24 protein-coding genes and 2 pseudogenes are annotated in these 24,602 nt (G+C 37.3%); 7 read left to right on the top strand and 19 right to left on the bottom strand.

The window, feature by feature from the left end; all coding sequences use genetic code 11:
• Positions 1-26: 26 nt before the first annotated feature.
• Positions 27-890: a LysR family transcriptional regulator gene (locus tag ACFX4I_RS11940; protein ID WP_377420809.1), complete on the bottom strand. Its 864-nt coding sequence runs from the start codon at positions 888-890 to the stop codon at positions 27-29.
• Positions 891-1,039: 149 nt separating this feature from the next.
• On the opposite strand from ACFX4I_RS11940, the gene ACFX4I_RS11935 reads away from it, so the two are divergent.
• Positions 1,040-2,167: a 2-methylaconitate cis-trans isomerase PrpF family protein gene (locus ACFX4I_RS11935; RefSeq protein ID WP_377420807.1), complete on the top strand. Its 1,128-nt coding sequence runs from the start codon at positions 1,040-1,042 to the stop codon at positions 2,165-2,167.
• A 702-nt stretch (positions 2,168-2,869) separates the two neighbouring features.
• On the opposite strand, the gene tcuA is transcribed toward ACFX4I_RS11935, so the two are convergent.
• Positions 2,870-4,381, bottom strand: coding sequence for an FAD-dependent tricarballylate dehydrogenase TcuA (tcuA, locus tag ACFX4I_RS11930; protein ID WP_377420805.1), 1,512 nt, complete (start codon positions 4,379-4,381; stop codon positions 2,870-2,872).
• Between the two features lie 268 nt (positions 4,382-4,649).
• Here tcuA and ACFX4I_RS11925 point away from each other — a divergent pair, with 268 nt between their 5' ends.
• From ACFX4I_RS11925 to ACFX4I_RS11915, 3 genes are all read left to right on the top strand, one after another.
• Complete coding sequence (locus ACFX4I_RS11925; protein ID WP_318566009.1) at positions 4,650-5,510, top strand: LysR family transcriptional regulator; 861 nt, start codon at positions 4,650-4,652, stop codon at positions 5,508-5,510.
• Between the two features lie 46 nt (positions 5,511-5,556).
• Positions 5,557-6,684 carry an AbrB family transcriptional regulator gene (locus tag ACFX4I_RS11920; protein WP_377420803.1) on the top strand — a complete coding sequence of 376 codons (1,128 nt, stop codon included), beginning with the start codon at positions 5,557-5,559 and terminating at the stop codon, positions 6,682-6,684.
• Between the two features lie 397 nt (positions 6,685-7,081).
• A complete protein-coding gene (locus ACFX4I_RS11915) occupies positions 7,082-8,404 on the top strand; it encodes a CitMHS family transporter (protein WP_377420801.1) in 1,323 nt (440 codons plus the stop codon).
• A 507-nt stretch (positions 8,405-8,911) separates the two neighbouring features.
• On the opposite strand, the gene ACFX4I_RS11910 is transcribed toward ACFX4I_RS11915, so the two are convergent.
• Positions 8,912-9,232, bottom strand: a complete 321-nt coding sequence (locus ACFX4I_RS11910) for a hypothetical protein (protein WP_101221755.1) — start codon at positions 9,230-9,232, stop codon at positions 8,912-8,914.
• 363 nt (positions 9,233-9,595) lie between these two features.
• On the opposite strand from ACFX4I_RS11910, the gene ACFX4I_RS11905 reads away from it, so the two are divergent.
• A complete protein-coding gene (locus ACFX4I_RS11905; protein ID WP_101221754.1) occupies positions 9,596-10,078 on the top strand; it encodes a DUF456 domain-containing protein in 483 nt (160 codons plus the stop codon).
• A gap of 219 nt (positions 10,079-10,297) precedes the next feature.
• On the opposite strand, the gene ACFX4I_RS11900 is transcribed toward ACFX4I_RS11905, so the two are convergent.
• From ACFX4I_RS11900 to ACFX4I_RS11850, 11 genes and pseudogenes are all read right to left on the bottom strand, one after another.
• Positions 10,298-11,077: a sulfite exporter TauE/SafE family protein gene (locus tag ACFX4I_RS11900; protein WP_377420799.1), complete on the bottom strand. Its 780-nt coding sequence runs from the start codon at positions 11,075-11,077 to the stop codon at positions 10,298-10,300.
• A gap of 51 nt (positions 11,078-11,128) precedes the next feature.
• A complete protein-coding gene (locus ACFX4I_RS11895) occupies positions 11,129-11,356 on the bottom strand; it encodes a sulfurtransferase TusA family protein (RefSeq protein WP_377420797.1) in 228 nt (75 codons plus the stop codon).
• A gap of 42 nt (positions 11,357-11,398) precedes the next feature.
• Positions 11,399-12,526: an MBL fold metallo-hydrolase gene (locus ACFX4I_RS11890; RefSeq protein ID WP_377420795.1), complete on the bottom strand. Its 1,128-nt coding sequence runs from the start codon at positions 12,524-12,526 to the stop codon at positions 11,399-11,401.
• Positions 12,516-12,850 (bottom strand): annotated as a pseudogene (locus tag ACFX4I_RS11885) (DsrE/DsrF/DrsH-like family protein). Before ACFX4I_RS11885 ends, ACFX4I_RS11890 begins: the two are co-directional and overlap by 11 nt.
• A 29-nt stretch (positions 12,851-12,879) precedes the next feature.
• Positions 12,880-13,452, bottom strand: a complete 573-nt coding sequence (locus tag ACFX4I_RS11880) for a sulfurtransferase TusA family protein (protein WP_377420793.1) — start codon at positions 13,450-13,452, stop codon at positions 12,880-12,882.
• A 53-nt stretch (positions 13,453-13,505) separates the two neighbouring features.
• Positions 13,506-13,802, bottom strand: coding sequence for a rhodanese-like domain-containing protein (locus tag ACFX4I_RS11875; RefSeq protein ID WP_377420791.1), 297 nt, complete (start codon positions 13,800-13,802; stop codon positions 13,506-13,508).
• 18 nt (positions 13,803-13,820) lie between these two features.
• The gene (locus tag ACFX4I_RS11870; RefSeq protein WP_230303844.1) at positions 13,821-14,189 is read right to left on the bottom strand and encodes a rhodanese-like domain-containing protein; all 369 of its coding nucleotides are present in this window, start codon (positions 14,187-14,189) and stop codon (positions 13,821-13,823) included.
• A gap of 27 nt (positions 14,190-14,216) precedes the next feature.
• A complete protein-coding gene (locus ACFX4I_RS11865; RefSeq protein ID WP_214795994.1) occupies positions 14,217-14,696 on the bottom strand; it encodes a DsrE/DsrF/DrsH-like family protein in 480 nt (159 codons plus the stop codon).
• Between the two features lie 124 nt (positions 14,697-14,820).
• Complete coding sequence (locus ACFX4I_RS11860) at positions 14,821-15,126, bottom strand: monooxygenase (RefSeq protein ID WP_377420789.1); 306 nt, start codon at positions 15,124-15,126, stop codon at positions 14,821-14,823.
• A gap of 39 nt (positions 15,127-15,165) precedes the next feature.
• Positions 15,166-15,426, bottom strand: coding sequence for a metal-sensitive transcriptional regulator (locus ACFX4I_RS11855; protein ID WP_230303846.1), 261 nt, complete (start codon positions 15,424-15,426; stop codon positions 15,166-15,168).
• A 40-nt stretch (positions 15,427-15,466) separates the two neighbouring features.
• Complete coding sequence (locus tag ACFX4I_RS11850) at positions 15,467-15,595, bottom strand: hypothetical protein (RefSeq protein WP_283932899.1); 129 nt, start codon at positions 15,593-15,595, stop codon at positions 15,467-15,469.
• A 70-nt stretch (positions 15,596-15,665) separates the two neighbouring features.
• Between ACFX4I_RS11850 and ACFX4I_RS11845 the strand changes: the two genes are divergently transcribed.
• Positions 15,666-15,848, top strand: a complete 183-nt coding sequence (locus ACFX4I_RS11845; protein ID WP_377420787.1) for a hypothetical protein — start codon at positions 15,666-15,668, stop codon at positions 15,846-15,848.
• A gap of 313 nt (positions 15,849-16,161) precedes the next feature.
• Here the strand turns inward: ACFX4I_RS11845 and ACFX4I_RS26400 are convergent, their stop codons facing one another.
• The 5 genes and pseudogenes from ACFX4I_RS26400 to ACFX4I_RS11825 form a co-directional block, all read right to left on the bottom strand.
• On the bottom strand, positions 16,162-17,721 hold the full coding sequence (locus tag ACFX4I_RS26400; protein ID WP_483878223.1) for a glycoside hydrolase family 32 protein: 1,560 nt from the start codon (positions 17,719-17,721) through the stop codon (positions 16,162-16,164).
• 1,341 nt (positions 17,722-19,062) lie between these two features.
• A pseudogene (locus ACFX4I_RS26395) lies at positions 19,063-19,698 on the bottom strand (glycoside hydrolase family 32 protein); the annotation flags it as partial.
• A 32-nt stretch (positions 19,699-19,730) separates the two neighbouring features.
• Positions 19,731-20,717, bottom strand: coding sequence for an ABC transporter permease subunit (locus ACFX4I_RS11835; RefSeq protein ID WP_283932898.1), 987 nt, complete (start codon positions 20,715-20,717; stop codon positions 19,731-19,733).
• 2 nt (positions 20,718-20,719) lie between these two features.
• Positions 20,720-22,285: a sugar ABC transporter ATP-binding protein gene (locus tag ACFX4I_RS11830; protein WP_377420783.1), complete on the bottom strand. Its 1,566-nt coding sequence runs from the start codon at positions 22,283-22,285 to the stop codon at positions 20,720-20,722.
• 75 nt (positions 22,286-22,360) lie between these two features.
• Positions 22,361-23,347 carry an ABC transporter substrate-binding protein gene (locus ACFX4I_RS11825; protein WP_377420781.1) on the bottom strand — a complete coding sequence of 329 codons (987 nt, stop codon included), beginning with the start codon at positions 23,345-23,347 and terminating at the stop codon, positions 22,361-22,363.
• Positions 23,348-23,616: 269 nt separating this feature from the next.
• On the opposite strand from ACFX4I_RS11825, the gene ACFX4I_RS11820 reads away from it, so the two are divergent.
• Positions 23,617-24,390 carry a DeoR/GlpR family DNA-binding transcription regulator gene (locus ACFX4I_RS11820; protein ID WP_230304058.1) on the top strand — a complete coding sequence of 258 codons (774 nt, stop codon included), beginning with the start codon at positions 23,617-23,619 and terminating at the stop codon, positions 24,388-24,390.
• Positions 24,391-24,602 lie beyond the last annotated feature (212 nt).

Raw genomic sequence — 24,602 nt, 5'->3', positions numbered from 1 at the left:
GTCAATAATTTCATTGTGCTTTTTCGTTAAAGATTGGAATCTTTATTCAAGAAATCAATAAAGTTTTTCACAGTAGAGAGTTTTAATGAATCCTGGTTATACATTAACCATGTATTTCTTAACACCGGCTTCCCATTTTTGTAGGATAACCCGTATGTATGCAAATTATCTGAAGGCTGCAGGCATATTTCCGGCAGAATGGAAACACCAAGATCATTTTTGACCATCTCTTTGCACGTCTCCTGCCGATCCGTTTCCATAGTTACAAATGGTGGCTCTGGAAATCTATCATGCCACCAGCCATTTATTAAGTTTTTTAAAGAACTGTCGGTCTTATAATTTATGAATGGAAGTTCCGGCAAATTATCCAAGTCTACCTCTTTCTTAGAAATTAAACAAAGTCTTTCTTTATGCAGTAACGATTTGATTCCATACCATTCATAATTTCCACGCAGTATGCCTAATTGAACACTAGAGGAATCCAGAAGATGCATGATTTCAGTACTCCAGCCTGTATTCACATTAAATTGTACATGAGGATATTGTGTTGAAAACTTTTTCAATATTTCTGGTAGTTTATATTGGGCAAAGTTGCTGGAAACGCCAAGCCTTAACGTTCCTCTTACTTCATTTTTCATATTCAGCATATAATCTTTCGTTTTTTGCAACTTTTTCACCATTTCTTCCGCATAGCCCGCCAAATGTATCCCTTCTGAAGTGAACTCAATGCCTCCTTTTATTTTGAAAAATAGGTTTGTGCTAAATTCTTTTTCTAAATTTTTAAGCCGGTACGTTAGCGCCGGCTGCGATATATATAAACGCTCTGCGGCACGGCTAATATTTTTTTCTTCATATAGTACCCTTATCGCAATCCAATCTTTTTCGTCCACTTAACCATCTCCCGATTTTTGGATTATAAGTTTTTTTATCATTTTCACTTAAAAAATATGTATTTTACTTATGAACAAACATATCATACTATATTTTCAAAGGAACCGGTAGTGCTATAAATATTGATTTGAGAAAAGGTGGTTATACAATGAAAGTACCTGTAGTTGTAATGCGCGGCGGGACAAGTAAAGGTGTGTTCCTTAATTTTGAACATATGCCTTCGAATCCCTTACACTGGGAGGATTTCTTACTTGACGTGATGGGCAGTCCGGATCGGAGACAGATCGATGGTCTTGGAGGAGCGAATTCATTGACAAGTAAAGCAGCGATCATCAAAAAATCAGAATCACCGGAATTCGATGTGGAATATACATTTGCTCAGATCAGCATCGATAATCAAATGGTTGATTTTAAAGGAAATTGTGGAAATATTTCATCCGCTGTAGGACCTTACGCAATTGAGCAAGGATTAGTCCCTATACAAGAACCTGTTACAACAGTGAAAATTTTTAACGTGAATACACAAAAACTGATTATTGCAGAAGTTGAGGTTGAAAATGGACATGTGAAATCAGAAGGATGCTGCTCAATACCTGGGGTGCCTGGTAAAGGATCACCTATCTATCTTTCTTTTACTCGTGCAGAAGGAGCAGTTACAGGAAAACTTTTCCCTACAGGAAATCCGATTGACATGATTAAAACCAAGGATCGGCTAATTCAAGTTTCTATTATTGATGTTGCCAATCCACTCGTTTTTGTAAGGGCACAGGATATTGGTCTAAGGGGAACCGAATTACCCAATGATTATTCACAGGAAAAATTAAATGAACTGGAAGAAATCCGGTCAATTGCAGCTGAAATGTGTCAATTTTCCGATAAGAAATCAGCTACTGTCAAATCTCCTGCTGTACCTAAAATGACTCTAATTGCTCCTCCTATGGATTACGTCGATCTAAACGGATCTGAAAGAAAAGCGTCAGAGATGGATTTGATGATCCGAATGATGTCAATGCAAAAGCCCCATCAAGCGCTTGCCATTACAGGAGCCATCTGTGCAACAGCAGGGGCTTACTTACAGGAAACGGTTTTATCCGAGATGGTGAACATTAAACACGAAATTTTCCGATTAGCCCATCCTGCGGGGATAATGGAAACAAAGGTTGATTTCTTGGCAGGACACATACGTGCTATTAAAGTGGTACGCACAGCAAGAATCATTTTGGAGGGATACGTGTACACGAAAAAAAATTACGAGCATTCCTATCAATTAGCTTGATTTGAATTGATCTGCAAATTACAGCAAAAAATTTTCTATCACTTGGAGGCTTGTCAAATGTGGGTCATCACTATCTTTTTAAAGGAAAATATTAAAATATTTGAATTTGACACAGAAAAAGAAGCGAAAGAAATATTCAAAAATATGAAAGGCACTAAAATTCCCCAGATAAGCTAAACCCCCTATACAAATTAGGGTACAGGTACTGAAACCAAATTTGTATGGTTACTATAATATTTTAAAAAAGCTAATTACTACCCATCTTCTTGTTTAGAGAAAAAAACAATACACAAAATCACTACCCTTTTTCATGCTGAATTTTAGTATCGAGTGATAAACAGCAATATAACTGGTAAATCTTGATAAGTTAGAATGACTTCATAAGCGTTAATGCCTGATCCTTTCAAGCTGGTGCTGAACTCGAAAAGCTAGTACTGAAGAACCTTATTGTCTGGCCATCAGGACGCTTAAAGCTATACAATCACTCCATCTGAAAAAACTCCAATAGATAAACTGTTACTAAGTTTGACCTTTTATATTCCTATATTATATGAGTTTTAGTCAAAGAATAAAGACTATTAATATGTTAAAATACCAAACAGCCAAGGACTTTTTTAAGCCTTGGCTATTTTTCATTCTTCTACTTCACGTATCTCCATTATTTTTTGGACACATTCTTATCTAATAAACCAAGGAAAAGACTCAGTGATTATTGATCGGTTCAACCTTTTCTTGAGTATAGCGTGCTGCGGATGAGCCAGCTAATTTTCCAAAGACTGCTCCAGACATTAACCCGGATCCACCAGGATAGTTTTCATAAAAAATCCCCCCAATCATTTCACCAGCCGCAAAGAGACCTTTTATCGGTTGTTGTTCTTTGTCTAATACATGACCCGTTGCATCTACATGCAAACCACCGAACGAGAACGTAATTCCGCACGTTACAGGGAAAGCGTAGAATGGACCTTGCTCAATTCGAAGTGCCCAGTTGGATTTAGGAGGGGTAATTCCTTTCGTTCCTTTGCCATCTTTCTCTGCGGGTCTATACTCGCCATCTTGTACCGCACTGTTATACTCTTCGATCGTTTTAAGAAATTGTGTTTGATTGACCGGCAGTAAATTAGCCAACTCTCCAAGCGTATCTGCTTTATAAAAAGTCGCTTCTTCAAGATCATATTCTTTACGCAGCATTGGGCGTACCTGTGCATCATAAATTTGATATGCCACATGTCCAGGCTGTTTTAAAACCTCACGGCCGTATTTGGCATAAGTGTAATTTCGCAAATCTGCTCCTTCATCAACAAACCGTTTTCCTTCATTATTAAGCATGACGCTGTACGGATAAGAATGCTTTTTAAAAATATCCCCCGGCTTCGTGAAATCCCCTACTTTTGGCGCATTATAATCTGTACCAATAGAATGACATCCAGACCACTGCCCAAATTTTTGAGCCCCTACTGCCATAGCCATGGAAATGCCGTCTCCTGTGTTGAACTCGGTTCCACGAACAATAGCCGCTTCCCATTCTTCACCAATATTTTCACTTCTCATTTTCTTATTGGCTTCAAAGCCGCCACAAGCCAAAATCACACCGGATGTCTGAACCGTCACCATTGTATGATCCTTCTCAACTACGACACCGGTTATTGTGTTATGCTCTGATACGAGTTCCACAGCACGTGAATCGTACCAAACGTCGATGCCAATTTCTTCTGTCCGCGCAAAGAGCTGTCTCATTAAGCCAACGCCTTTCTCCTCCGTTTTGATAGGCAGTCCTCCCCAGAAATTGCGCTTGCCAGCTTGTACGAAAGATTGATTTTCATAATTCAATTCAAATTTTATTCCCTGATCACGCATCCACGCAATTGTTTCATACGATCTAGAAACCAGCTGTTTTGCTAACTCAGGATTACTTTGTCCACCTGTTACTCGCATTAGATCATTGTAATAGTCGGATTCCCTGTATTCAGGCATTACAATTAACTCGGATTCTTCATCTGTTAATTCAGGTATTATATTTCTGATTGCGTCTAAATTATTGTATGCCACACGAATGGCTCCATCCGTGAAGAAAGAGTTCCCTCCACGCTTTTCCACAGGTCCCCGTTCTAATACAAGAACTCTAGCACCTCCCTCTTTTGCTGAGATTGCGGCACATAAAGCTGCGTTTCCTGCCCCTACTACAACTACATCATAATTTTGTGTATTTGACATTTTTACCCCTCCTGTTAAGTAGTGATAACGCTTCATGTAAATAATAAGTGAAAATAATGAATAAAAATAATATTGTTTTTTTATTCATTGCCATAGAAAAATTTTATGAAAGGATCCTGGAAAGGCAAAACTATAGTGAGTCTATTGATTTACATAAAAAGATAGATTTCTTTTTTCATTAGTTGTATTATACTTTTAGAAATCAAATAAATTATCATTATTTTTAATTACCCATAAATTTTTTTTATGGTTAAAGGAGAAAAATTTTATGGATGAAAAAGACTGGCTTATATTAATTACTCTTTACGAAGAAAGAAATATAACAAAGGCGGCACAACGACTATTTATTTCTCAGCCAGCTTTATCCTATCGAATAAAACAGCTGGAAAAAGAGTTCAAAACAAATTTAATCTCTAGAGGCAAAAGAGGTGTCGAGTTTACAGTTGAAGGGGAATACCTCGTTCAATATTCGAAAAATATGCGTAAGCAATTAGGAGCAGCAAAAGAACATATTTCAAATTTGGATAAAAAAGTAAAAGGAACTTTGCGATTAGGTGTATCTGGCTTGTTTGCCCGATATAAACTACCAGTATTATTAAAAGAATTTCTAACCCTATATCCAGAGGTTGAAATCAGTTTGAAAACTGGATGGAGTTCTCAAATTCATCAGATGCTTCAAAAAGAAGAAGCACACCTCGGGATCGTTAGAGGTCCTTACAAATGGCAGGAAAATAAAGTGTTGTTTCAAGAAGAAAAGATTTGTATTGCCTCCAGTAAAAAAATTGAATTAAAAGAACTTCCTTTTCTTCCTAGAGTAAATTATCAGACAGACCAATCGTTAAGAAATACTATTGAAAACTGGTGGCAGGAAACATTTGCGTTACCACCTAAGATTTCAATGGAGGTAGATCGGATTGAAACATGTAAGGAACTGGTACTTAATGGTTTAGGATATGCCATTTTACCAGAAATCTGTATTAAAAATGATGAACCACTGTATACTTTCCCCATTGTATTAAGCGATAATAGCTATTTGCTTAGAGAAACTTGGGTATTTTATCGGGATGTGACTATGGATTTGGCACAAGTAAAAGCATTTATTGATTTTCTTAATGATTCTAAACAATGAAACAAGACGAAACGAAGTAAAACTAATAAAAAGGAAGAGAATTAATATGAAAAAGTGGGATTTAAATCATGCAAGCAAGACAATCCAATTTTCGGCTGCACTTCTAACGGCTTATATTGGAGGCGGCCTTTTCTCTCTTATCAGGTTTCCAATCCCCTGGCTTCTTGGTCCAATGGCAGCCTTATTAATTGCATCACGTTTCAAAAACGTTAAATTAATTTGGCCCGTTTCGATGAGAAATACTGGATTAATTATTGTAGGTTATTCAATAGGCATCTCCTTTACCAAGAGCTCACTGTCTGATATGATTAGTCACCTTCCCTCAATGTTGATCCTTACAACCTTAATTGTCCTTGTGTGTGCATGTTCTGCTTTTGTTATGTCAAAATATTCCGGCATTGACTATCCTACCTCCTTAACGAGTAGTATTCCTGGAGGTTTGTCACAAATCGTTGTGTTTGCAGAAGATATGAAAGGCATTGATATTACTACAGTAACCTTTTTCCATGTTACAAGAGTGATAATGGTTGTTTTCTTAGTCCCCCTTTTAATTATCAGTCCCATTTTTGCAGCGAATAGTACCAATGATTCCTCTAAAATAACGGATAACGTTATTCCAGAATGGAGTGATTTATTTCCTCTTATCTTTCTGTTCGCCCTTATTAGTTTTCTGGCAGCAAGAATAGGTAAAATATTCAAATTACCAGCTCCTTACTTTTTAGGACCAGTAATCGTTACTGCTGCAATAGGTCTTTTAGGTTTGCAGGGACCACCACTTCCTCCTACACTTCTTGATATATCTCAATTTATGGTTGGCGGTTATATCGGGTTACTATTAAAACCGGAGCAACTTGATAACAAAAGAAAAACCTTATTATTGGCTTTGATGAACGGACTAATTTTGATCTGCGCAACAATGTTTTTTAGTTTTCTACTGACCCAGTATTATGATTTATCGACTATTACGGGTTTTTTAAGTTTAGCCCCTGGTGGAATGGATCAAATGGGAATCATTGCACAAGAAGTAAATGCTGATGTATCTACTGTTACCAGCTATCAACTATTTCGGATGGCTTTTATTTATGCCGCAGTGCCTCCATTACTAAAATTGGTATTAAAAATAAGTTTAAGAAGAAAAGACAAGAACAGTAATGTAAAACTAAATGTTAAATAAAAAAAGGAGGAAGCTTTGCTCAAGGACAATGAAAAAGTCTGATTTATAAAGAAAAGAAGGTTATCTTACACAAAATTTAGATGATGACCTTCTTTTTTGTTACTAAAAGCAGCATTAAATATTAAAAAAATTTCGTTTTTTGAATCACTTATCCTATGGCTTTATTTGCTCTCCTCCCCATTCTTTTTTAAAGAATAAATTATTTTGATACCAATACAAAAAAAATATGTATTTAACTTATTGTCCTCTCTGTATTACCTTTAATAAAGAAAAGCGCACAAGCATAGTGTAAAACTTATTAATCTACCAGTTATCTTTTCCGAAAAATCACAAAATTATTTCTAGTCACCCAGAGATCATTTGAAAGCGCATTCAAAGTATGGGAGGGGATTTAATAATGTTTCTTACAATTTTAGGCATCTCCATGGTTACCGTCTTTACCTATTTAATTATGTCCAAACGTTTATCACCCATTGTTGCTTTAACTTTAGTACCGATCGTTTTTGCAGTAGTTGGTGGTTTTGGAAGTAAAATTGGCATTATGATGATGGAAGGCATTAAGCTAGTCGCTCCTTCTGCAGCTCTATTATTATTCGCCATATTGTTTTTTGGCATTATGATAGACACGGGCTTATTTGACCCACTTATCAAAAAGTTATTAGAAGTTGTCAAAGGTGATCCTGTCAAAATTTCAATAGGTACCACAATTCTTGCTTTACTCGTGGCCCTAGATGGAGACGGTACAACAACGTATATCATTACTGTTTCAGCTATGTATCCACTTTATAAACGAATCGGTATGAATCCATTGGTTTTAGCCACAGTAGCCATGCTAGCTTTAAGTGTTATGAGTGGCATGACCCCCTGGGGCGGCCCTGCTACCCGAGCAATAGCAGTATTGGGACTTGATGCATCCGAATTTTTTGTTCCACTAATTCCTACCATGATCGGCGGTGCTATTTGGGTTATTTTCGTGGCATTTATTTTAGGGAAAAAAGAACGTAAACGATTGGGTGTAATACACATAGAAGAGTTAAAAAATGAAATAGCTGCTACTGTAGAAAATGAAGCCATTGATGCATTTCCTCATATTGACATTAAACGCCCTCGTTTTTTGTGGGCTAACTTATTAATTGTGGTAGGCATTATGGTCATCCTCATTATGGGATTAGTACCTTCCCCTATTTTATTTTTGGTCGGTTTCGCTGTTGCATTATTGATTAACTACCCTAATCTGGAAATGCAAAAAAGACGTATCTTAGCACATTCTGGAAATGCTTTAATTGTTGTTCTACTAGTTTTTGCAGCTGGAGTATTTGCAGGAATCTTTTCCGGTACAAAAATGGTTGATGCTATTGCTAATGGACTGGTTGCGATGATACCAGCTTCATTAGGACAGTTTTTCCCTGTCATTGTTGGCATTACAAGTATGCCATTCACTTTCGTTTTATCGAATGATGCCTATTATTTTGGAGTTCTCCCTATTCTTGCAGAGGCAGCTTCAGCCTATGGCATTAGTCCGTTAGAAATTGCTCGCGCTTCTATATTGGGACAACCCGCTCATCTAATGAGTCCGCTTGTCGCTTCAACCATTCTATTAGTTGGCATGGTTGATAAAGACCTTGGAGAATATCAAAAATTTGCATACAAATGGGCCATCTTGACATCGTTAACCTTAACAGTGTTAGCTATAATTAGCGGCGCTATTTCTTTTTTGTAAATTATAAAAGTCCTTGTTTACTTGTTTGCTAGTAAACATCCGCAGGATCCTTTCCAAAAACAACTACTAAGGACTTCTGATCAATTTCATAATGATGAGGACCTAACAACTCTTGAAAGAAAGACTCAGCGGCATATAATTAACAGATTATCACATATACTTCACTTAGTACTCTAATATCCCATTTGAAAGACAATGAAGAAGAAGTTGAAATTAAGCTGGTCTTAAAAATGTTGCGTCTGATAAAGTTTTGGTTATTACAAAAAATATATTCTTATTTTGTTATGAAACTGCCCTGATAGTTGCATAAAGTAAAAAGCTGCTCTAAAGACAGCTTCAATCTTATTAATTGCTCTCAAATCATAACCAATTGTATTTGAACTATACCGTAAATAACTCTTTCAAAAGCTAAAAGCAGTTGTATTTCTTAGATGAAATCAACTGCTTTCATTGTGTTTTTTGTTCCCTATATGTAAACCTCTAAAGGTTAAGGCTTTTATGGAATCATTACTTAATAAATCCATTGAGAAATTGATATAACTCTTCTAATTCACTTTCTTTTGCCACAATACAGTTAGGGTATTGTTTTATCTCTGCTACGCTGGATAATTTAAAATCATTGGGAGTCGGGAGTCCAGAAGCACAAATCATTAAAAAGTCAGCAAAGTGAATTAACCCAGTCACTGCTGACGTTTTTATGGTCATTTGCCCCATTGCTCGCCCTGCAAACAAACCCTTCATTGCACTTTTTCCACCTGTTCTTTCTATTACTATTCTACTTTCGTCTATTATTACTTTTGTTCCTGATTTTAAATCAAAAGTTTTCATCTTCTTAACCTCCTACTTTTCCTTTAATATTACAACATCTTTATATGGAAATGGCTTATATATGTCATTTGCTTGAAAATGATCTTCAACTAACCTGCCCAGTTTTTTGAATAAGGAAAAGGTAGCCGCAACAACCCTAGTTAAAGTGTTATTATAAGGATTCATCAACAAGTTCTTTTTGGCAATTTGGGAAATATTTTTATTTCATCATAAACTTACTCTAATTTTACACATTATACATCTAATGTTAATTAAAGTGTGAGGGAATCGAATATACAAAAAAAGAATAAATGGTTTTTGTCCCTAAATAGAAATATAATTTAGTAGATATATGATAAGTAAGTATGAAAAGGTGGAGTTTTATTGGATATTTTATGGTGGGGGTTAACGATCGTCTTATTCGCTTTAAGTTTTGTAGGAATTGTCTATCCTATTATTCCTTCGGTTGTTGCTATTTGGGGAGGATTTGCAGTTTATCAATTCCTCATTAATTCTGATGAGTTATCGTTATGGTTCTGGATCAGTATGGTTGTGTTGAGCGGTGTATTAATCGCGGCCGACATTATCGCAAATAGTTATTTTGTTAAAAAGTATGGGGGGTCAAAAACATCCGAGACAATAGCAGCTATTGCCACGATTGTTGGTTCATTTGTCTTTCCTCCTTTTGGAATAATTCTCGTACCATTTTTAGCAGTCCTCGTTTCGGAATTAATCATTCAAAAAGATATAATGAAGGCTACTAAAGTTGGGTTTGCAACTATCATCGGTTTTTTAGGCGGCAGCTTAGCCAAAGTATTAATTCAATTATTGATGATTGTTTGGTTTATTTTAGCGGTAATTTTTTAATTATTTGTCAACGGCCACAATAAGAAAAAGCTGACTTTCAACAGTCAGCTTTTTCTATTAACAGAAGTCCCATTTACATATCTGGTACAGATAATAAGAAAAAAAGTGATGGAGGAAAAGGAACTATTATTGTGGCCTATTGTGAACAATTCTTTAACGATGGAACTCTTTTTAGAATTCTAATATAATTTTCACAACTGCTTCCTTCCGTGTCAAAACTCAAGACATTATCCCCACCCACGTTTTCACAGCCGTCGCTAAAATCAATAGTGCCAGTATGACTTGCAGGACTTTTACATTCATTTTTTTACCGGCCATCGCCCCAAGCGGAGATGCCATCAAACTAGCAACAACCATGATTAATGCCGGATAGTAATCAACTTGTCCCGTTGAGATTTTCCCTACTGTTGCACCAATGGATGAAATGAAAGTGATGGCTAATGAAGACGCAATCGTTATCCTGGTTGGAATTCTTAAAACGATAAGCATGATGGGCACTAATAGAAAGCCCCCTCCGGCACCGACTATACCCCCACCTAAACCAACGATTAAGGCAAGGATGGCCGCAATCCATTTGTTGAAGGTAACTTGATCCAAAGGAATGTCATCTATCCCTTTCTTCGGTATGAACATCATGACAGCCGCGATTAACGCCAAAACGCCATAGACGATATTCACTCCGTTTTCCGACATCGATTGTGATCCAAAACTTCCAACCACGCTTCCGATTAACACACTGATCCCCATATAGAGAATAAGCGTTTTATTTAAATGTCCGCTTTTACGATAGCTCCATATACCTCCGATGGAAGCGAATAAGACTTGTATAGCACTTATTCCTGTCACATCATGTGCACTAAATGCCGCTAAACCAAAGATTGGGGGAATAAACAGCAGCATTGGATAATTTATTATCGAGCCGCCGATGCCGAGCATCCCTGAAACGTATGAACCTATAAAACCAATCAAAAAGATGGTCATGATAAAGGTGATTTCCATTGTAAGTGCCTCCCTTAAAAGAAGGGAACCCTATTGGTTCCCTTCCCTTTATCAGCCTTTTCTGATCCAAAATTTCAGTATATCATTTCCTTCTGCCATTTCCACCAGTTCATGGCCGCCAGATCTTGACCAAGCCGTTAAGTCGGCTTTAGCTCCTTTATCGGTTACATGTATTTCCAGCACTTGCCCAGTTTGCAAATCATTCATCGCTTGTTTCGTTTTTACAATCGGCATTGGACATGCAAGTCCTTTAGCGTCTAACACTTTATCTGAATTCATATTTCTTCTCTCCTATTTTCTTGGATTCTATTTTTACCAGTATTAGCGAACCGCACAACGATTGGGTCCAATTTCCATTTCCCGTTGTTTTTCATCATCAGGCTCGATTTTCCCCATATTGGTTTCGCGAATTTCTTGATAAGCATTTGGTTGAGGCGGTAAATTACCTGTTACCATCTCTCTGAATTCCGTTTCATCTACAATGTTCAATCCATGATTGTCAGCAAACAGCGCACCTAACTTTTTAGCGACACTTCCGTCTTCATTCAATTCATCGATGATCATGAAATGTGATGGCAATACAATTAACTCGTCTGATAATTTTCTATAACGTGTATAAAGTGTTTCTCTCAAGTCCCCTGCCCAATCCTCAGCCAATCCAGCTAGGTCCGGTCTGCCAATGGAATCAATGAATAGTATATCCCCGGAAAGCAAGTATTTTTGATCGACCACAAATGAAGTGGATCCAATGGTATGGCCCGGGGAGTATAATACTTGGATATCAATCGCTGTATGACCGATCGTTATCACTTTACCGCTTTCTAATGGCTGATATTCAAAGGTTACTTCAGCCGCATCTTTTGGCGGCAGCCAGTAGGCTGCATTTATTACTTCCGCTATTCGTCTTCCACCTGATATATGATCGGCATGTAAGTGCGTATCCAGAACATGTGTAATTTTCACTCCGATACCATCGGCGAAATCAAGATAGGCATCTATCATTCTTGTAGAATCAATAACGGCTGCTTCACCATTGGAGGTGACCATGTAAGATAGACAGCCTTTACCAAGTCGAATAAATTGGTAAATTTCTCCACCGTTAGTCAATTCGCCGACCCTCACTGGTTCCAAGTGTTCACTCCATGCTTTCATGCCGCCCTTTAAATAAGAAACATCCAATCCAGCTTCAGATAGCATTTCAGCTACCATAACAGATGAGCCTTCCTTTGCACATACCACCAGGATTTCTTTATTGGCCGGGAGTTGATCGAGGATTTCTTCCACGCCATCCAGTAGATCAAAGTAAGGGATATTAAGGAATTCAAAGTTCTGACCTTCAATTTTCCAATCATTAAAATCACTTTCATTTCGAACATCCAAAATAAATAAGTCTGTTTTATTAATTACTTTCTTTGAAACTTCAGCGGCTGTCATTTGCTTAAATGCCATCTTTTATACCCCCTATAGTATTTAAAATTTCAAAAATTTTTACCTTCATTAGAAGGTAACATGTCATTTGCATTTCCTGTGCCATAGTAACTAATTCCGGAATGGAAGGAACATTAGCCTTTTAAAGCCTTCGGCAAAATGCTCCTTACCTTCAGGCAGTGGAAGTTGTCCATTCACATCTTTATGAATTAAGTTCAAGCCTTCAAAAGTAAAGAAAATGGCCACTTCTTGATCTGTTGCTGCCGCTGCCTTTGCGATGTTAAACACTTTATATGCTTCAAATACACCACCATTACTTGCGATTATAGCTACTTTGTTAGTCATAATATATTCCTGCATTTTTAGAGTAACCTTTATTCATTAACGGATTTTTGTGAAGGACCGTTCCATTGGCTCATGCCAGGTACAACATTGAAAACCTGTTCAAATCCAGCCGCCGTCAGTTTTTGTGCAGTAAGATCACTTCGGCTTCCAGTACGGCAAATCACGAAAATCTCTGACTCTTTATCCAGTTCACCCATACGTTGTTCCAATTCACCCATTGGAAGGGATTTAGCTGCTGGAATATGATTAAAAGCGTACTCTGCGGATTCTCGTACATCCAGAAGGATCATATTTCGATTTTCTTCCATTACTTGAAGAAGTTCTTCATTTGAAATGACTTTTTCATGCTTCTTCACTTCTGTTTCTTCTCCACTTGCTTTCCGAAGATAATGTTTTAGTGTGGTTCCTTCTTCAACCGTACCCAAATATTGATGACCTGTACTTTCCGCCCAGGCTTTCATATCTGCAGTCGACCCTTTATCAGTCGCTTGAACTTCCAGTACTTCCCCTGCTTCCAGGCCATTCATGGCTTTTTTCGTTTTTACGATTGGCATGGGACATGCTAAACCTTTAGCATCCAAAACGGAATTTGTTTTAATCATTTTATTTCCTCCTTGCTTCCTCAATAGGGATGGGGGTATATCCGGGTTTAAAATTATTCTGTGGGACCTTCCCATCCTTTCATACCACCCACCATGTTCAACACTTTATATCCATGATTCTCAAGAATCTGTGCGGCCCTTGAACTTCTGCCCCCTGACCGGCAGACCATGATATATTCTTTTGATTTATCCAGATCCTGCATTCTAAATTCCACTAGACCCAACGGGATATTCAAAGCATTTGGTATTTTCCCTGCCTTTACTTCCTCCACCTCCCGCACATCAATAATGTGGACTGGCGAGTTTCCCTTCAACAATGCACTCACTTCATTCGGTAAAATTTCTTTCATCTTTTTAAGATCCTCCTTTTATTCGCGCCAAGAACTCATGCCGCCTTTTACGTTGGTGATTTCTTTAAATCCTAATTTTTTCAATCCTTTACTTGCATTACTGCTCCGCATCCCGCTTTGGCAGATCACAACCACTTCTTTATCTTTAGAAAGTTCTTGTGCCCTTTTGCCAAGTTCGCTTAAAGGTATATTTTTAAAGTCCTTAATATGATTGCCCCGATATTCATTAGGAGTACGGACATCAATGAATTGTTTACTTCCTTTGTTACTCAGCTCAGCTTTTAACTCAGTCGCATTTATATTTTTTATCCCCTTTGCCGGGACAAATCGCTGATATAAAAACCAAACGATGAAACCTAAAATTATGAGATTGAATATAGTTCCCATTTGAAATCATCCCTCCAGTACCCCAAATTATATAAATAAGTTTACATTTCCATCCTCTGCTTCAGCTAAATAAGCCGCAACACCTGCATACTCAATTCCATCCATTAATTCCTCTTGCTGCAAACCCAATAAATCCATTGTCATCGTACAGGCTATTAGTTTGATTTCCTGTTCTTGGGCCAACTCAATTAAATTTGGGAGTGACATGGCGTTATGCTTTTTCATCACATGTTTGATCATTTTAGGACCCATCCCAGCAAAGTTCATATTGGATAGACCCATTTTATCTGAACCACGCGGCATCATTTTTGCAAACATTTTTTCCAGAAATCCTTTTTTTAATGAAACCGGCTCATCCTTTCTTAAGGCATTCAATCCCCAGAATGTATGGAAGATGGTCACTTCATGATCGTAAGCCGCCGCCCCATTTGCAATGATATATGCAGCCATTGCCTTATCATAATCACCACTAAATAATATGATCGTCGTTCTTTTCTTTTCAGTCATTATGTTTTCCCCCTGATGATATTTCATTTCTTTATTTCCATATACCCTACGGGGTATATATTATGCTAAAAAATATAGTTCGTCAACCTACTTCACTAAAAAAATGAATGGAATAGGTTTTTCTTTATTTAATTGGTCCCTGATTGATTGAAGTCAAAACTTCATTCACTTCGAATATTTTTCCATTAACCTTCTCGATACCGAACCCTTTTAACCGAGCTGTGTGCATAGTCAAGTACTTACATGCGGATTCCTTCGTTTCAAACAGATAAATGCCACCAGCTTCCTTTTCCTCATTATCTTCGGTCCAAATCTTCCAGATCAAGCCTTCTTCATCATTAATGCTTTTTGCTAAATCAGTAAATTCTTTTATCATTTCGTGGCCAAATGGTCCCTCCATTTTAAAATCCACTTGTAAAATATAAGGCATGAATAACACTCCTTTTTCTAAAGGTCAGGTCAAATTCTATTACCTGCTTTTTATCAGTAAATTAACCGCTTCCTTGACTAGATGATCAGTGCCTTCGCCTTTCACAACGTTTTCCCGAACGCATTGCTCAAGATTGGCACTTACGATAACACCCATGGTCCTATCGATGGCATTACGTGCAGCCGACAACTGAGTGACGATTTCCCTGCAATCCTTTCCCTGCTCCATCATTCCAAGTACACCTTTGATTTGTCCTTCAATCCGCTTCAAGCGATTAATGACACTTTTATCATACTCCATACTCTGCCCACCCTTCTATTTACAAATGCAATTACTAAACTCAACTGATTACCTTATTTCCTTTTCCGATTAAGAAGCGCAGCCCCCAGTTCATTTCCAATTTATCAGAAGCAATGACATGAATGTTTTCATGAGGGATTTCTTCATTAAAAGAATAGGCATAATGCATATCCAAAACCTCTTTATCAACATTCTCACGCTAATGAGCCCTAATACCCAATAATTTGCGTGCTTTATTCGTGGGTTTACGCATTTTACTCGTGAATTTGAGTGTTTTACTCGTGAGTTTGAGTGCTTTACTCGAGAGTTTGCACGTTTTACTCGTGAATTTGCACGTTTTACTCGTGAATTTGCGCATTTTACTCGTGAATTTGAGTGCTTTACTCGTTTTACTCGTGAGTTTATGCATTCTTAACTTGTGAGTTCATATTATACCTATAGGGGTATTATGTCAAGCCGTTTAATTCACACTTTTATAAAAAATTAAAAGCCACCATATACGGGAGCTTTCACCAATTTCTTCATTCTTCAATTATTTCAGCACAAAAAAATAAGAATGACCCATTCAAAACGTTCTTAAAAGTCCATGTAAGTTCTTGAAACTAGTTCGTACCTAAAAATGGCTTTTTCAGGAAAAAATGCCACCGTTCGTGAAAAAGTACTTATATGAACGATACTAATGCTTATATTCCCTGATAAAAGAGCTGCTGGCTATTGCCTAACAGCCCTTACTTATCATTTTTTATTTTGCGTCTCTAAAGATAGATGATTAAAGACAGTAGTTGAATCCCATACATTTAACCCTACACGCCCATTGTTAAAAGTAGTATCAGACTTTTCTAGGATCAGATTATCATCCAAATAAGTTTGGATCAGACTCCCTTTTGCTGTAACTTTTAATTTATATGTTTGATTAGGCGTAAGGACCATATGTTCTTCCTGCAGCACTTCAATCTTCCCATCTACAATTTTAAACAATTTCAACATATCATTACGTACATCCACTGTAGCTATATAACCATTTTCGGCTTTTTCATCTGCTCGGAATAAAAGAGCTCCAGCTCCCTCGTTTAATACCTTCACCTCGGTTTTGTATGTGAAATCACTTGCGGTTTGAGAGGCAACTAGAAAGCTGTCAGAATCGCTACGGCCTTGTTTCCCTTCCCTAGTGTCTCCCCATTCACCATTGATTGTAGTCCATCCAGATAGATTGGAAACAATCGGACTGCTTCCCCATATACTTTTTAATGTATACATATCAAGAGAGTGTATATGAGCAGTACCGCCAAGACTATAAAGTTCGACACCCTGATTCTCTGGTGATGAGAAAATTTGATCAGTTAACACTTGTTTCCCTTCATTAACAAACACTTCGATGGACGAACGATCTAGAAGAACTTTCAATTTCACTTTTCCATTTGTATTTTGTACGGGGGCTTCATGTATTTTTTTAACATTTGGACCAAAATCATATCCTGAATGGGTTCGGTCAATAAACACTGTTTCATTGCTAGGGTTGTATCCAATGGTCGTATATTGACCGTTACCATTTCTTACTTTAAAACCAACTTCACTTGCTTTATTTGCTGAAAACTCCGCTTCGATTTCTAACGTATCTCCCTTAACATTTTTCAAAAGATTTTTACCTGGGATAATAGATTGGTTGCTTAACTTAAGACCTTTATCTCGTAAGGTTATCAATTGTTGAACAGGTGTTTGTTTCAAGTGTAACCCCTTCTCTGTCTGCACTAACGATAATTCACGTGGAACAGTGGTTGAGCTTCTCCATGGGGAAGTTGGGGTGTCGTTCGCATATTGCCAGTTACTCATCCATCCCAACCATAATGGCTTGCCTTCATTCCCAGTATTACTCCATGTCACACCTGCATAAAAGTCTGCCCCATAATCCGTCCATAGAACCTTGTCTGACGAATTATTATTCGTGAATTTTTTTCCATCAAAGTCACCCACAAAGTATTGCATTCCTGAACCCCCGGCTGCTGCTCCATCATTTATACTTACAGACAACACCCACTTTTTCTTATTCGAACTCCCTTCAACCGGCACCTGAATTAATTCTGGACATTCCCACACTCCGTTATAAGATCCTTGTGTCCCTTCTGTCCATTCACCATTTATAAAGTCCCATTCTTTAATCAAGCCCTTTCGCTTACCTACGAATGGTGTATCAGCCTTAGTTGGATCATTGTCAACAACAATAGGCAGTGAACCCTGATTGTATACATGAAAATCGTCCACATTAATGTGTCCCCAACCTCCAGTTTTATTGTCCATCACTTTCATATAGACGGTCTCTCCAATATATTTTGAAGCATCCCATGTCACACGGCGATACTTTTCATCCTCTGCCCACTTGGTGTTTTCTGCACGAATTAATTCCTTATTATCAGAGGCGCGGACGAGCGCTACATAAAGGTTTTTATCATATCCGCCACCAATCAAGAAATTAATTTCGCCGCTTCCCCCCAGTGTAAAATAGGAAGATCGAATCGAACCGGTTGCATCATCCCCTTTTTCTGCTGTATATCCCCATAAATGATATTTATCCTGTTGTCCGAATGAACCACCCCAATAAGAAGTAGCGTTTGTAACATTTGCTGCCCCAAAAGCATCACCGTCAAGAACGTTCCATCCCTCTAGACTTCCTGACTCGAAATCAGGATTAGCAATATTTTGTTCCTTTGCCACAATGTAATTTTCTTTATTCACGTCTTGAAAGGTTACATTTGAATTACTTACAGATAAACCAAAATGCCCCCTCTCATACGTTGTATCAGACTGTTCTATGATTTCTTCATTATCTATTAATACCTTTATCTTGCTGCCATTAGTATAAACAGAAACAGCATACACTTGATTAGAATCAATACTTGTTGATTTTTCAGCTAACACAGTAGGTCTATCGTTTTCAATTTTTAAAAGACTAACCTTACCCTCCCCAGCATCCAATTGGGCAATGTATCCATCTTCACCGTTTTTGTCAGCTCTGAAAAGAAGTCCACCTCTCGCACTTTTTCCATTTAGTGAAACGTTCGCTCTATAGCCAAATTGATCACCAACCTGTGAAGATACGTAATTACCGTTTGTTTTAGAATTCCCTACCTTCCCTTCTAACGTACTTTCCCATTTTCCAGCAATAGCTTTCCAACTAAGGATATTTGTTTTGAAGTTTGTCGCATTTTTAAAGAAAACATTCCTAAAAACAGAAACAGCATTTCTATTATATAAACCAAAATTTCCACTTTCATAGGAATTATCAGTTATTTTTATAACCGGTTTGTTTCCTATAGAAATTTTTATTAAATCCTTTTTAGTTTCCACTCTCAACCTAATTGAATCTTCATCCATCACTTTAATTTTCTTTTCCTGAAGGACAATTTTCTTCCCATCAACCAATTTGCTTAAAGTCACGTTCCCGGATTTTGCATCCAATCCAGCAAGATAAGCATTTTTCAAGGAAGAATCAGAACGAAAGACCAGTTCACCTGAACCCTTTCGACCATTTTTTTCTCGTACACTTATATCCGCTTCATAAACAAAATCACTGCCTGTTTGTTTGGATAACACTGATCCATCCTTATCTAGGCTTGTGGCTTGCACCGATGTAGGATCAACACCAAATGAACTCCCGTAACTCCAATCCTTTAAATTGGGTGAAGTGTAAATCATAACATCGTTTTTAGCAGCAAGCGTCATCACCCACTTTTTTGATTGGTCATGCCAAAAAACCTTTGGATCTCGCCAATCAGAAATAGGAGGATTCGGCATCACCGGGTTCCCTTCATATTTTTTCCATGTTCTTCCTTTATCATTGCTATAAGCAAGACTTTGCACTTGCTTTGACCCATCAGCATGAGTAAAAATCGCCACCATTGCTTCTTTTCCAAATCCTGCAGTATTGTTATAATCGATTACTGCGCTTCCTGAGAATATCATTCCATTTTCATCTGGATATAGAGCAATAGGCAAATGCTCCCAGTGAACTAAGTCTTTACTGACTGCATGTCCCCAGTGCATAGGACCCCATTTAGAACTATAAGGATCGTTTTGATAAAAAAGGTGGTATTCCCCATCATAATAGACCATTCCATTCGGGTCATTCATCCAACTTGCTTCAGGTGAAAAATGAAATTGATTTCGGTTACTTTCACTATAATAATTTGAATCGGCTGCAAATGTCGGAACAACTAGGATTAATGCTAAAGTACAAATTACACCACATGCTAAAAGTTTTTCTATTGCTTTTTTCATCGGCCTCACACCTTTGCAATTTTGTTTTACTTTTACAATGATTGAGACTGACTTCTTAATCGGTCAATAAGGACAGCAGCAATGATCACACCGCCTTTAACAACGAGTTGCCAGTAATATCCAACATCCATTAACGTTAGTCCATTGCTAATTACACCCATTATTAAAACTCCTATAATGGTCCCTTGTATTCTCCCAACACCACCCGTTAAACTCGTGCCGCCTAATATTACTGCGGCAATAGCATCAAGTTCATACCCTAAACCTGCGGTTGGCTGTCCAGAAAATAATCGACCTGCCAGAACAACACCCGCAAGACCCGCTAATAGCCCGCTTAACGAATAAACTTTCATTAAAGTACGCTCTACTTTAATACCTGTAAGACGTGCCGCTTCCTCACTTCCACCAATTGCGTATACATGACGACCAAACATAGTATATTTCAAGACAAAGAACATACCAATATACACAATAACCATGATATAGATAGGAGTGGGGATTAAAAATAGCCGACCAGCTCCTAAAAATTTAAACAAATCTGACTCCACAACTATAGGGTAGCCACCGCTAATCACGTACGCAAGCCCTCTTACATATGTAAAACTTCCAAGGGTGACAATAAAGGCCGGTAATTTTGTTTTTGCTGTAAAAAATCCATTTACAAGTCCAAAGAATCCCCCCACTAATAGTCCAGCAGAGATTGACACCAACGGATGTACTCCCGCTTGGGAAATCATTACGGAAACAACACCTGATAAAGCAACAATGGCACCTACTGATAAATCAATTCCACCTGTTAAAATGACAAGCGTCATTCCAGCTGCCAGTACGCCATTTATGGACACTTGTTTAAGTACATTTAACAAGTTCGACATTTCCAAGAAATTTGGTGCAGTAAAAGCCAGCACAACACATAATAATACTAAAATAATGAGCATTCCTAAGCGATTCCAAATTTGTAGAGCTTCCTTTCCATATCGGGCTTTATCAGTGGTCACAACCGTTGTATTAGCTTTCATTTTCATTGCCCCCCTGTAGCAAAAAACATGATTTTTTCTTGAGTTGCTTCTTGCCTTGTTAAATGCTTTTGTAATTTACCTTCGTGCATTACTAGAATTCGATCACTAATTCCCAAAATTTCAGGCAGCTCGGAGGAAACTACTAACACTGCCAATCCAGCTTCAGCTAACTTTGATACAATTTTATGAATCTCTGTTTTTGCCCCAATGTCCACACCTCTAGTTGGTTCATCGAGAAGTAGCACCTTTGGACCAATCGAGAGCCACCGTGCGATGACAACCTTTTGCTGGTTTCCACCGCTTAAATTGGCAACAAGCTGTTCAGACGAAGAAACCTTTACTCCTAATTCTTTTATAAGGTAATCTGCTTTTTGATCAATTTCTTTCCAGTTCAATTTCCCAGCTTTGCGAAATTTTTTTAATTCATTCATAATAATATTTTCTTTGACATTCATGTTCAGAAACAATCCTTGCTCCTTTCGACTTTCCGGCACATGGGCAATTCCATGTCGGATTGCATCATTCGGAGAGGTAATATTCACTTTTTCTCCATTAACCAGAATTTCACCGCCTGTTTTTTGAGAAGCTCCAAAGATGGTCCGAATTAATTCGGTTCTGCCTGCCCCTACAAGACCAGCAAGTCCTACAATTTCTCCAGGATATATTTTAAACGAAACATTTTTCACAACCCTTTTATCAGATATTCCATTTATTTCAAGGGCGGGCTTCGTGTTCTCGACACGAGATGTAGCTACTTTTGTGTGCCTCTTAAAAAGGGAGTTTAATTCCCTTCCGACCATTAACTTTACAAGATGCTCAGGATTGGTATCCTTGATTGGTCCACTATTTATCCACTCGCCATCTCTTAGAACGGTATACCTGTTTGAAATCCGAAAAATTTCATCCATTCGATGAGAAATGTAAACAATAGCAACACCTTTCTTTTTTAAATCCTCAATAATCTCAAATAACTTTTCAATTTCTTTATCAGTTAACGACGCGGTCGGCTCATCCATAATTAACACGTCTGCTTTATATGAAAGAGCACGAGCAATTTCTACAACTTGTTGCTGTGCCACACTTAATGTGGATACTATCGTTTTGGGATTTAATTCAGATCCCATTGAATGTAAAATTTCTTTTGCTTTATGATGAACATCATTCCATTTCACCATGCCAAATTTATTTTCAGGAAATTTAGTACCCATTAAAATATTTTCACTTATTGTCAAATTTGGAGATAGCTTCAGTTCTTGATGAATCACACTAATTCCTTGTTTCTTCGCTTCCACTGGACCACTCCAAGTGACAGAATTATTCTTATATATGATGCTGCCACCATTTGCATCAGGCTGATAGATACCTGATAATATTTTAATAAGTGTAGATTTCCCTGCTCCATTCTCCCCCATTAATGCATGAACTTCCCCCTTATAGAGTTCAAGATTAATATTTTTTAAAACAGTTACTCCTGAAAATGTCTTACTGGTCCCTTTCATTTTCAGAATGGGAGAAGGAGAGTCAGATACCGAAACAACATCATTCTCAATTAATTGTACACTGTTCACATTATTGTCCCCCTTAATGAATTAATATCTTAAAAAAGATAAGACCTTCTAAGGAAGATCTTATTCAGCATCTCATTACCAACCTTTATAGTTGTTCACATTCTCTTGAGTAACTAATTCAACAGGAACTTTGACTAACTTGTCGACTTTCTTTCCATCCAACACATCTTTCCCAATTTCCAATGCTTTTTTCATCATCTCATCTGGATGCTGTGCAGAAGTAGCTGTAAAACTATTTTTCTCTTTTAAAGCTTCGACTGCTTCTGGAGCACCATCTACACCCACTATAAAAAATTCCTTCTCACGTTTTGCTTGTTCTTGAGCAATCTTTACTCCAAGTGCTTCAGGATCATTAATAGCAAAAATTGCATCAATAGAGCCTTTCGAATGTGCTTGCAAGATATTTTCTGTTGCAGATAACGCTTTTTCTCTATTTCCTTCTCCATTTTGTTTAGCAATCACCTTAATCTCTGATTTCTTAATCGCTTCTTCAAAACCATTAATACGATCTGTAACTGCAGATACCGGTGGTCCTTCAATTATTGCTATATTTCCTTTCCCTTTTAATTGTTTGATCATATACTCACCTGCAATTTTACCTGCTTGGTAATTATCAGATGTAACGACACTGTCCACTCCGCCTTCTGCAGCTACATCAACTGCAATAACCGGGATACCCGCTGATTTGGCTTGTTGTACTGCCGCAGCAATTCCTTTTGAATCGACTGCATTTAAAAGAATTAAATCAACTTCTTTTGTAATGAAATCTTCAATTTGAGAAGTTTGCTTCGCCAAATCATAGTCTGCACTCACCGTAATTAACTCAGCCCCCATTTCTTTTGTCGCTTCCTTCGCTCCTTTTGACATAGAAACAAAGAAAGGATTAGAGAGCGTTCCTAGTGTTAACCCTATTTTTAATTTTTGGTCACTTTTATTTTTTTCAACACTTCTCGCACTGCTTGATTGTGAATCTGATCCTGTATCAATTACGCTACAAGCAGTCAAAACAACCAGAAACAACATGATAATCAGAATAAATGACGATTTTAGATAAGTTTTCATAAAATCCTCCCGTTTTTTGAATTTCGCCTGTTATTGAGTTAAATTCTTAGTTAAAAAATGTATCACCTCCACACTATATATTTGGAATCGCTTTCATAATTGATCATTTATGATTTTTTTTGACCAACTATGATTATATATGACAATTTTATGAGAATCTTAAATAATTGTCAATGTTTTCTAAAGATTTAGAATTCTTTTAAAAATAATGTATTGCTCTGCTTAATCGTGTACAATTACGATGTACACTGTGATGGAGGTAGATTTTTTTGTACAGTGAAGAGAGAAAATTAAAAATTATTGATTTTATAACTAACTATTCTAGAGCCTCAGTCCAAGATTTAAGTGATTATCTAAAAGTATCGCAATCAACGATTCGAAGAGATTTGAAAGAACTTCAAAAAACTAACCAGATTCAAAGAACTCATGGGGGAGCTGTTTCTTTACAAGCCGTTAATTTTGAACCAAAGATTATGGATAAAGAAGTTGAATATGTACAAGAAAAAAAAGCCATCGCAAAAAAAGCTGTTGAATTTATTGACAATGGGGATACAATTCTTTTAGATGCTGGAACAACTACCCTGCCAATCCTCGAAGATCTTCAACAGTTTTCCCAGTTAACAATAGTCACCAATTCCATACTGATTATGAGAAATTTCAAACCCTCTGCAGGTATAGAAATATTGTTTTTAGGCGGAAGCCTGCGAAATGAAACGCTTGCATCGGTAGGACCGTTTGCTGAACACAACTTGGAAATGATCCGTGTGGACAAAGCTTTTGTGGCGATAAATGGTGTTCATTTAACTGAAGGTTTGACAACACCAAATTTAATTGAAGCTAGGATAAAAAAATTGATGATCCAGAATGCACAGCAAGTTATCCTATTAAGCGACTCTAGCAAAATGGGAAAGGTTTCTTTTGCAAAGGTTGCAGACTTGCAGGAAATTGACAAATTTATAGTGGATGATCGACTCCACCCTTCCTTTAAAAAATCAATGGAAGACCTTGGGGTTGAGGTTATTTCTGTTCAGACTCGACCTTGAAGCTATTTAACAGAAAAAACATTCCTTAATCTAAGAAGTAACTGACGTTTGACCCTTAGACAGTGATTGAAATTGAAAAAAATTCATTTTTATATCGAGTCATTTATCATAACGGCATAAATTAAGAAAAAAGATTTTTACAAAAGAAAATAGTCATTTTCTAAATATTTCTATCCATAAGGAAAAGAGCTTGCACAATTTGTTCTACCTGC

Source organism: Peribacillus sp. YIM B13472, assembly GCF_042788005.1.
GTDB lineage: Bacteria > Bacillota > Bacilli > Bacillales > DSM-1321 > Peribacillus > Peribacillus simplex_E.
This window is presented reverse-complemented; position numbering and strand designations above follow the sequence as displayed.

Coding starts and splice junctions, on each gene's coding strand:
- ACFX4I_RS11935 (WP_377420807.1), top strand. CDS start 1,040: ATGAAAGTACCTGTAGTTGTAATGCGCGGCGGGACAAGTAAAGGTGTG.
- tcuA (WP_377420805.1), bottom strand. CDS start 4,381: ATGTCAAATACACAAAATTATGATGTAGTTGTAGTAGGGGCAGGAAAC.
- ACFX4I_RS11925 (WP_318566009.1), top strand. CDS start 4,650: ATGGATGAAAAAGACTGGCTTATATTAATTACTCTTTACGAAGAAAGA.
- ACFX4I_RS11920 (WP_377420803.1), top strand. CDS start 5,557: ATGAAAAAGTGGGATTTAAATCATGCAAGCAAGACAATCCAATTTTCG.
- ACFX4I_RS11915 (WP_377420801.1), top strand. CDS start 7,082: ATGTTTCTTACAATTTTAGGCATCTCCATGGTTACCGTCTTTACCTAT.
- ACFX4I_RS11910 (WP_101221755.1), bottom strand. CDS start 9,232: ATGAAAACTTTTGATTTAAAATCAGGAACAAAAGTAATAATAGACGAA.
- ACFX4I_RS11900 (WP_377420799.1), bottom strand. CDS start 11,077: ATGGAAATCACCTTTATCATGACCATCTTTTTGATTGGTTTTATAGGT.
- ACFX4I_RS11895 (WP_377420797.1), bottom strand. CDS start 11,356: ATGAATTCAGATAAAGTGTTAGACGCTAAAGGACTTGCATGTCCAATG.
- ACFX4I_RS11890 (WP_377420795.1), bottom strand. CDS start 12,526: ATGGCATTTAAGCAAATGACAGCCGCTGAAGTTTCAAAGAAAGTAATT.
- ACFX4I_RS11880 (WP_377420793.1), bottom strand. CDS start 13,452: ATGATTAAAACAAATTCCGTTTTGGATGCTAAAGGTTTAGCATGTCCC.
- ACFX4I_RS11875 (WP_377420791.1), bottom strand. CDS start 13,802: ATGAAAGAAATTTTACCGAATGAAGTGAGTGCATTGTTGAAGGGAAAC.
- ACFX4I_RS11870 (WP_230303844.1), bottom strand. CDS start 14,189: ATGGGAACTATATTCAATCTCATAATTTTAGGTTTCATCGTTTGGTTT.
- ACFX4I_RS11865 (WP_214795994.1), bottom strand. CDS start 14,696: ATGACTGAAAAGAAAAGAACGACGATCATATTATTTAGTGGTGATTAT.
- ACFX4I_RS11860 (WP_377420789.1), bottom strand. CDS start 15,126: ATGCCTTATATTTTACAAGTGGATTTTAAAATGGAGGGACCATTTGGC.
- ACFX4I_RS11855 (WP_230303846.1), bottom strand. CDS start 15,426: ATGGAGTATGATAAAAGTGTCATTAATCGCTTGAAGCGGATTGAAGGA.
- ACFX4I_RS11850 (WP_283932899.1), bottom strand. CDS start 15,595: ATGCATTATGCCTATTCTTTTAATGAAGAAATCCCTCATGAAAACATT.
- ACFX4I_RS26400 (WP_483878223.1), bottom strand. CDS start 17,721: ATGGACAATAAAACTGGAGGTTGGGGACACATTAATGTGGACGATTTT.
- ACFX4I_RS11835 (WP_283932898.1), bottom strand. CDS start 20,717: ATGAAAGCTAATACAACGGTTGTGACCACTGATAAAGCCCGATATGGA.
- ACFX4I_RS11825 (WP_377420781.1), bottom strand. CDS start 23,347: ATGAAAACTTATCTAAAATCGTCATTTATTCTGATTATCATGTTGTTT.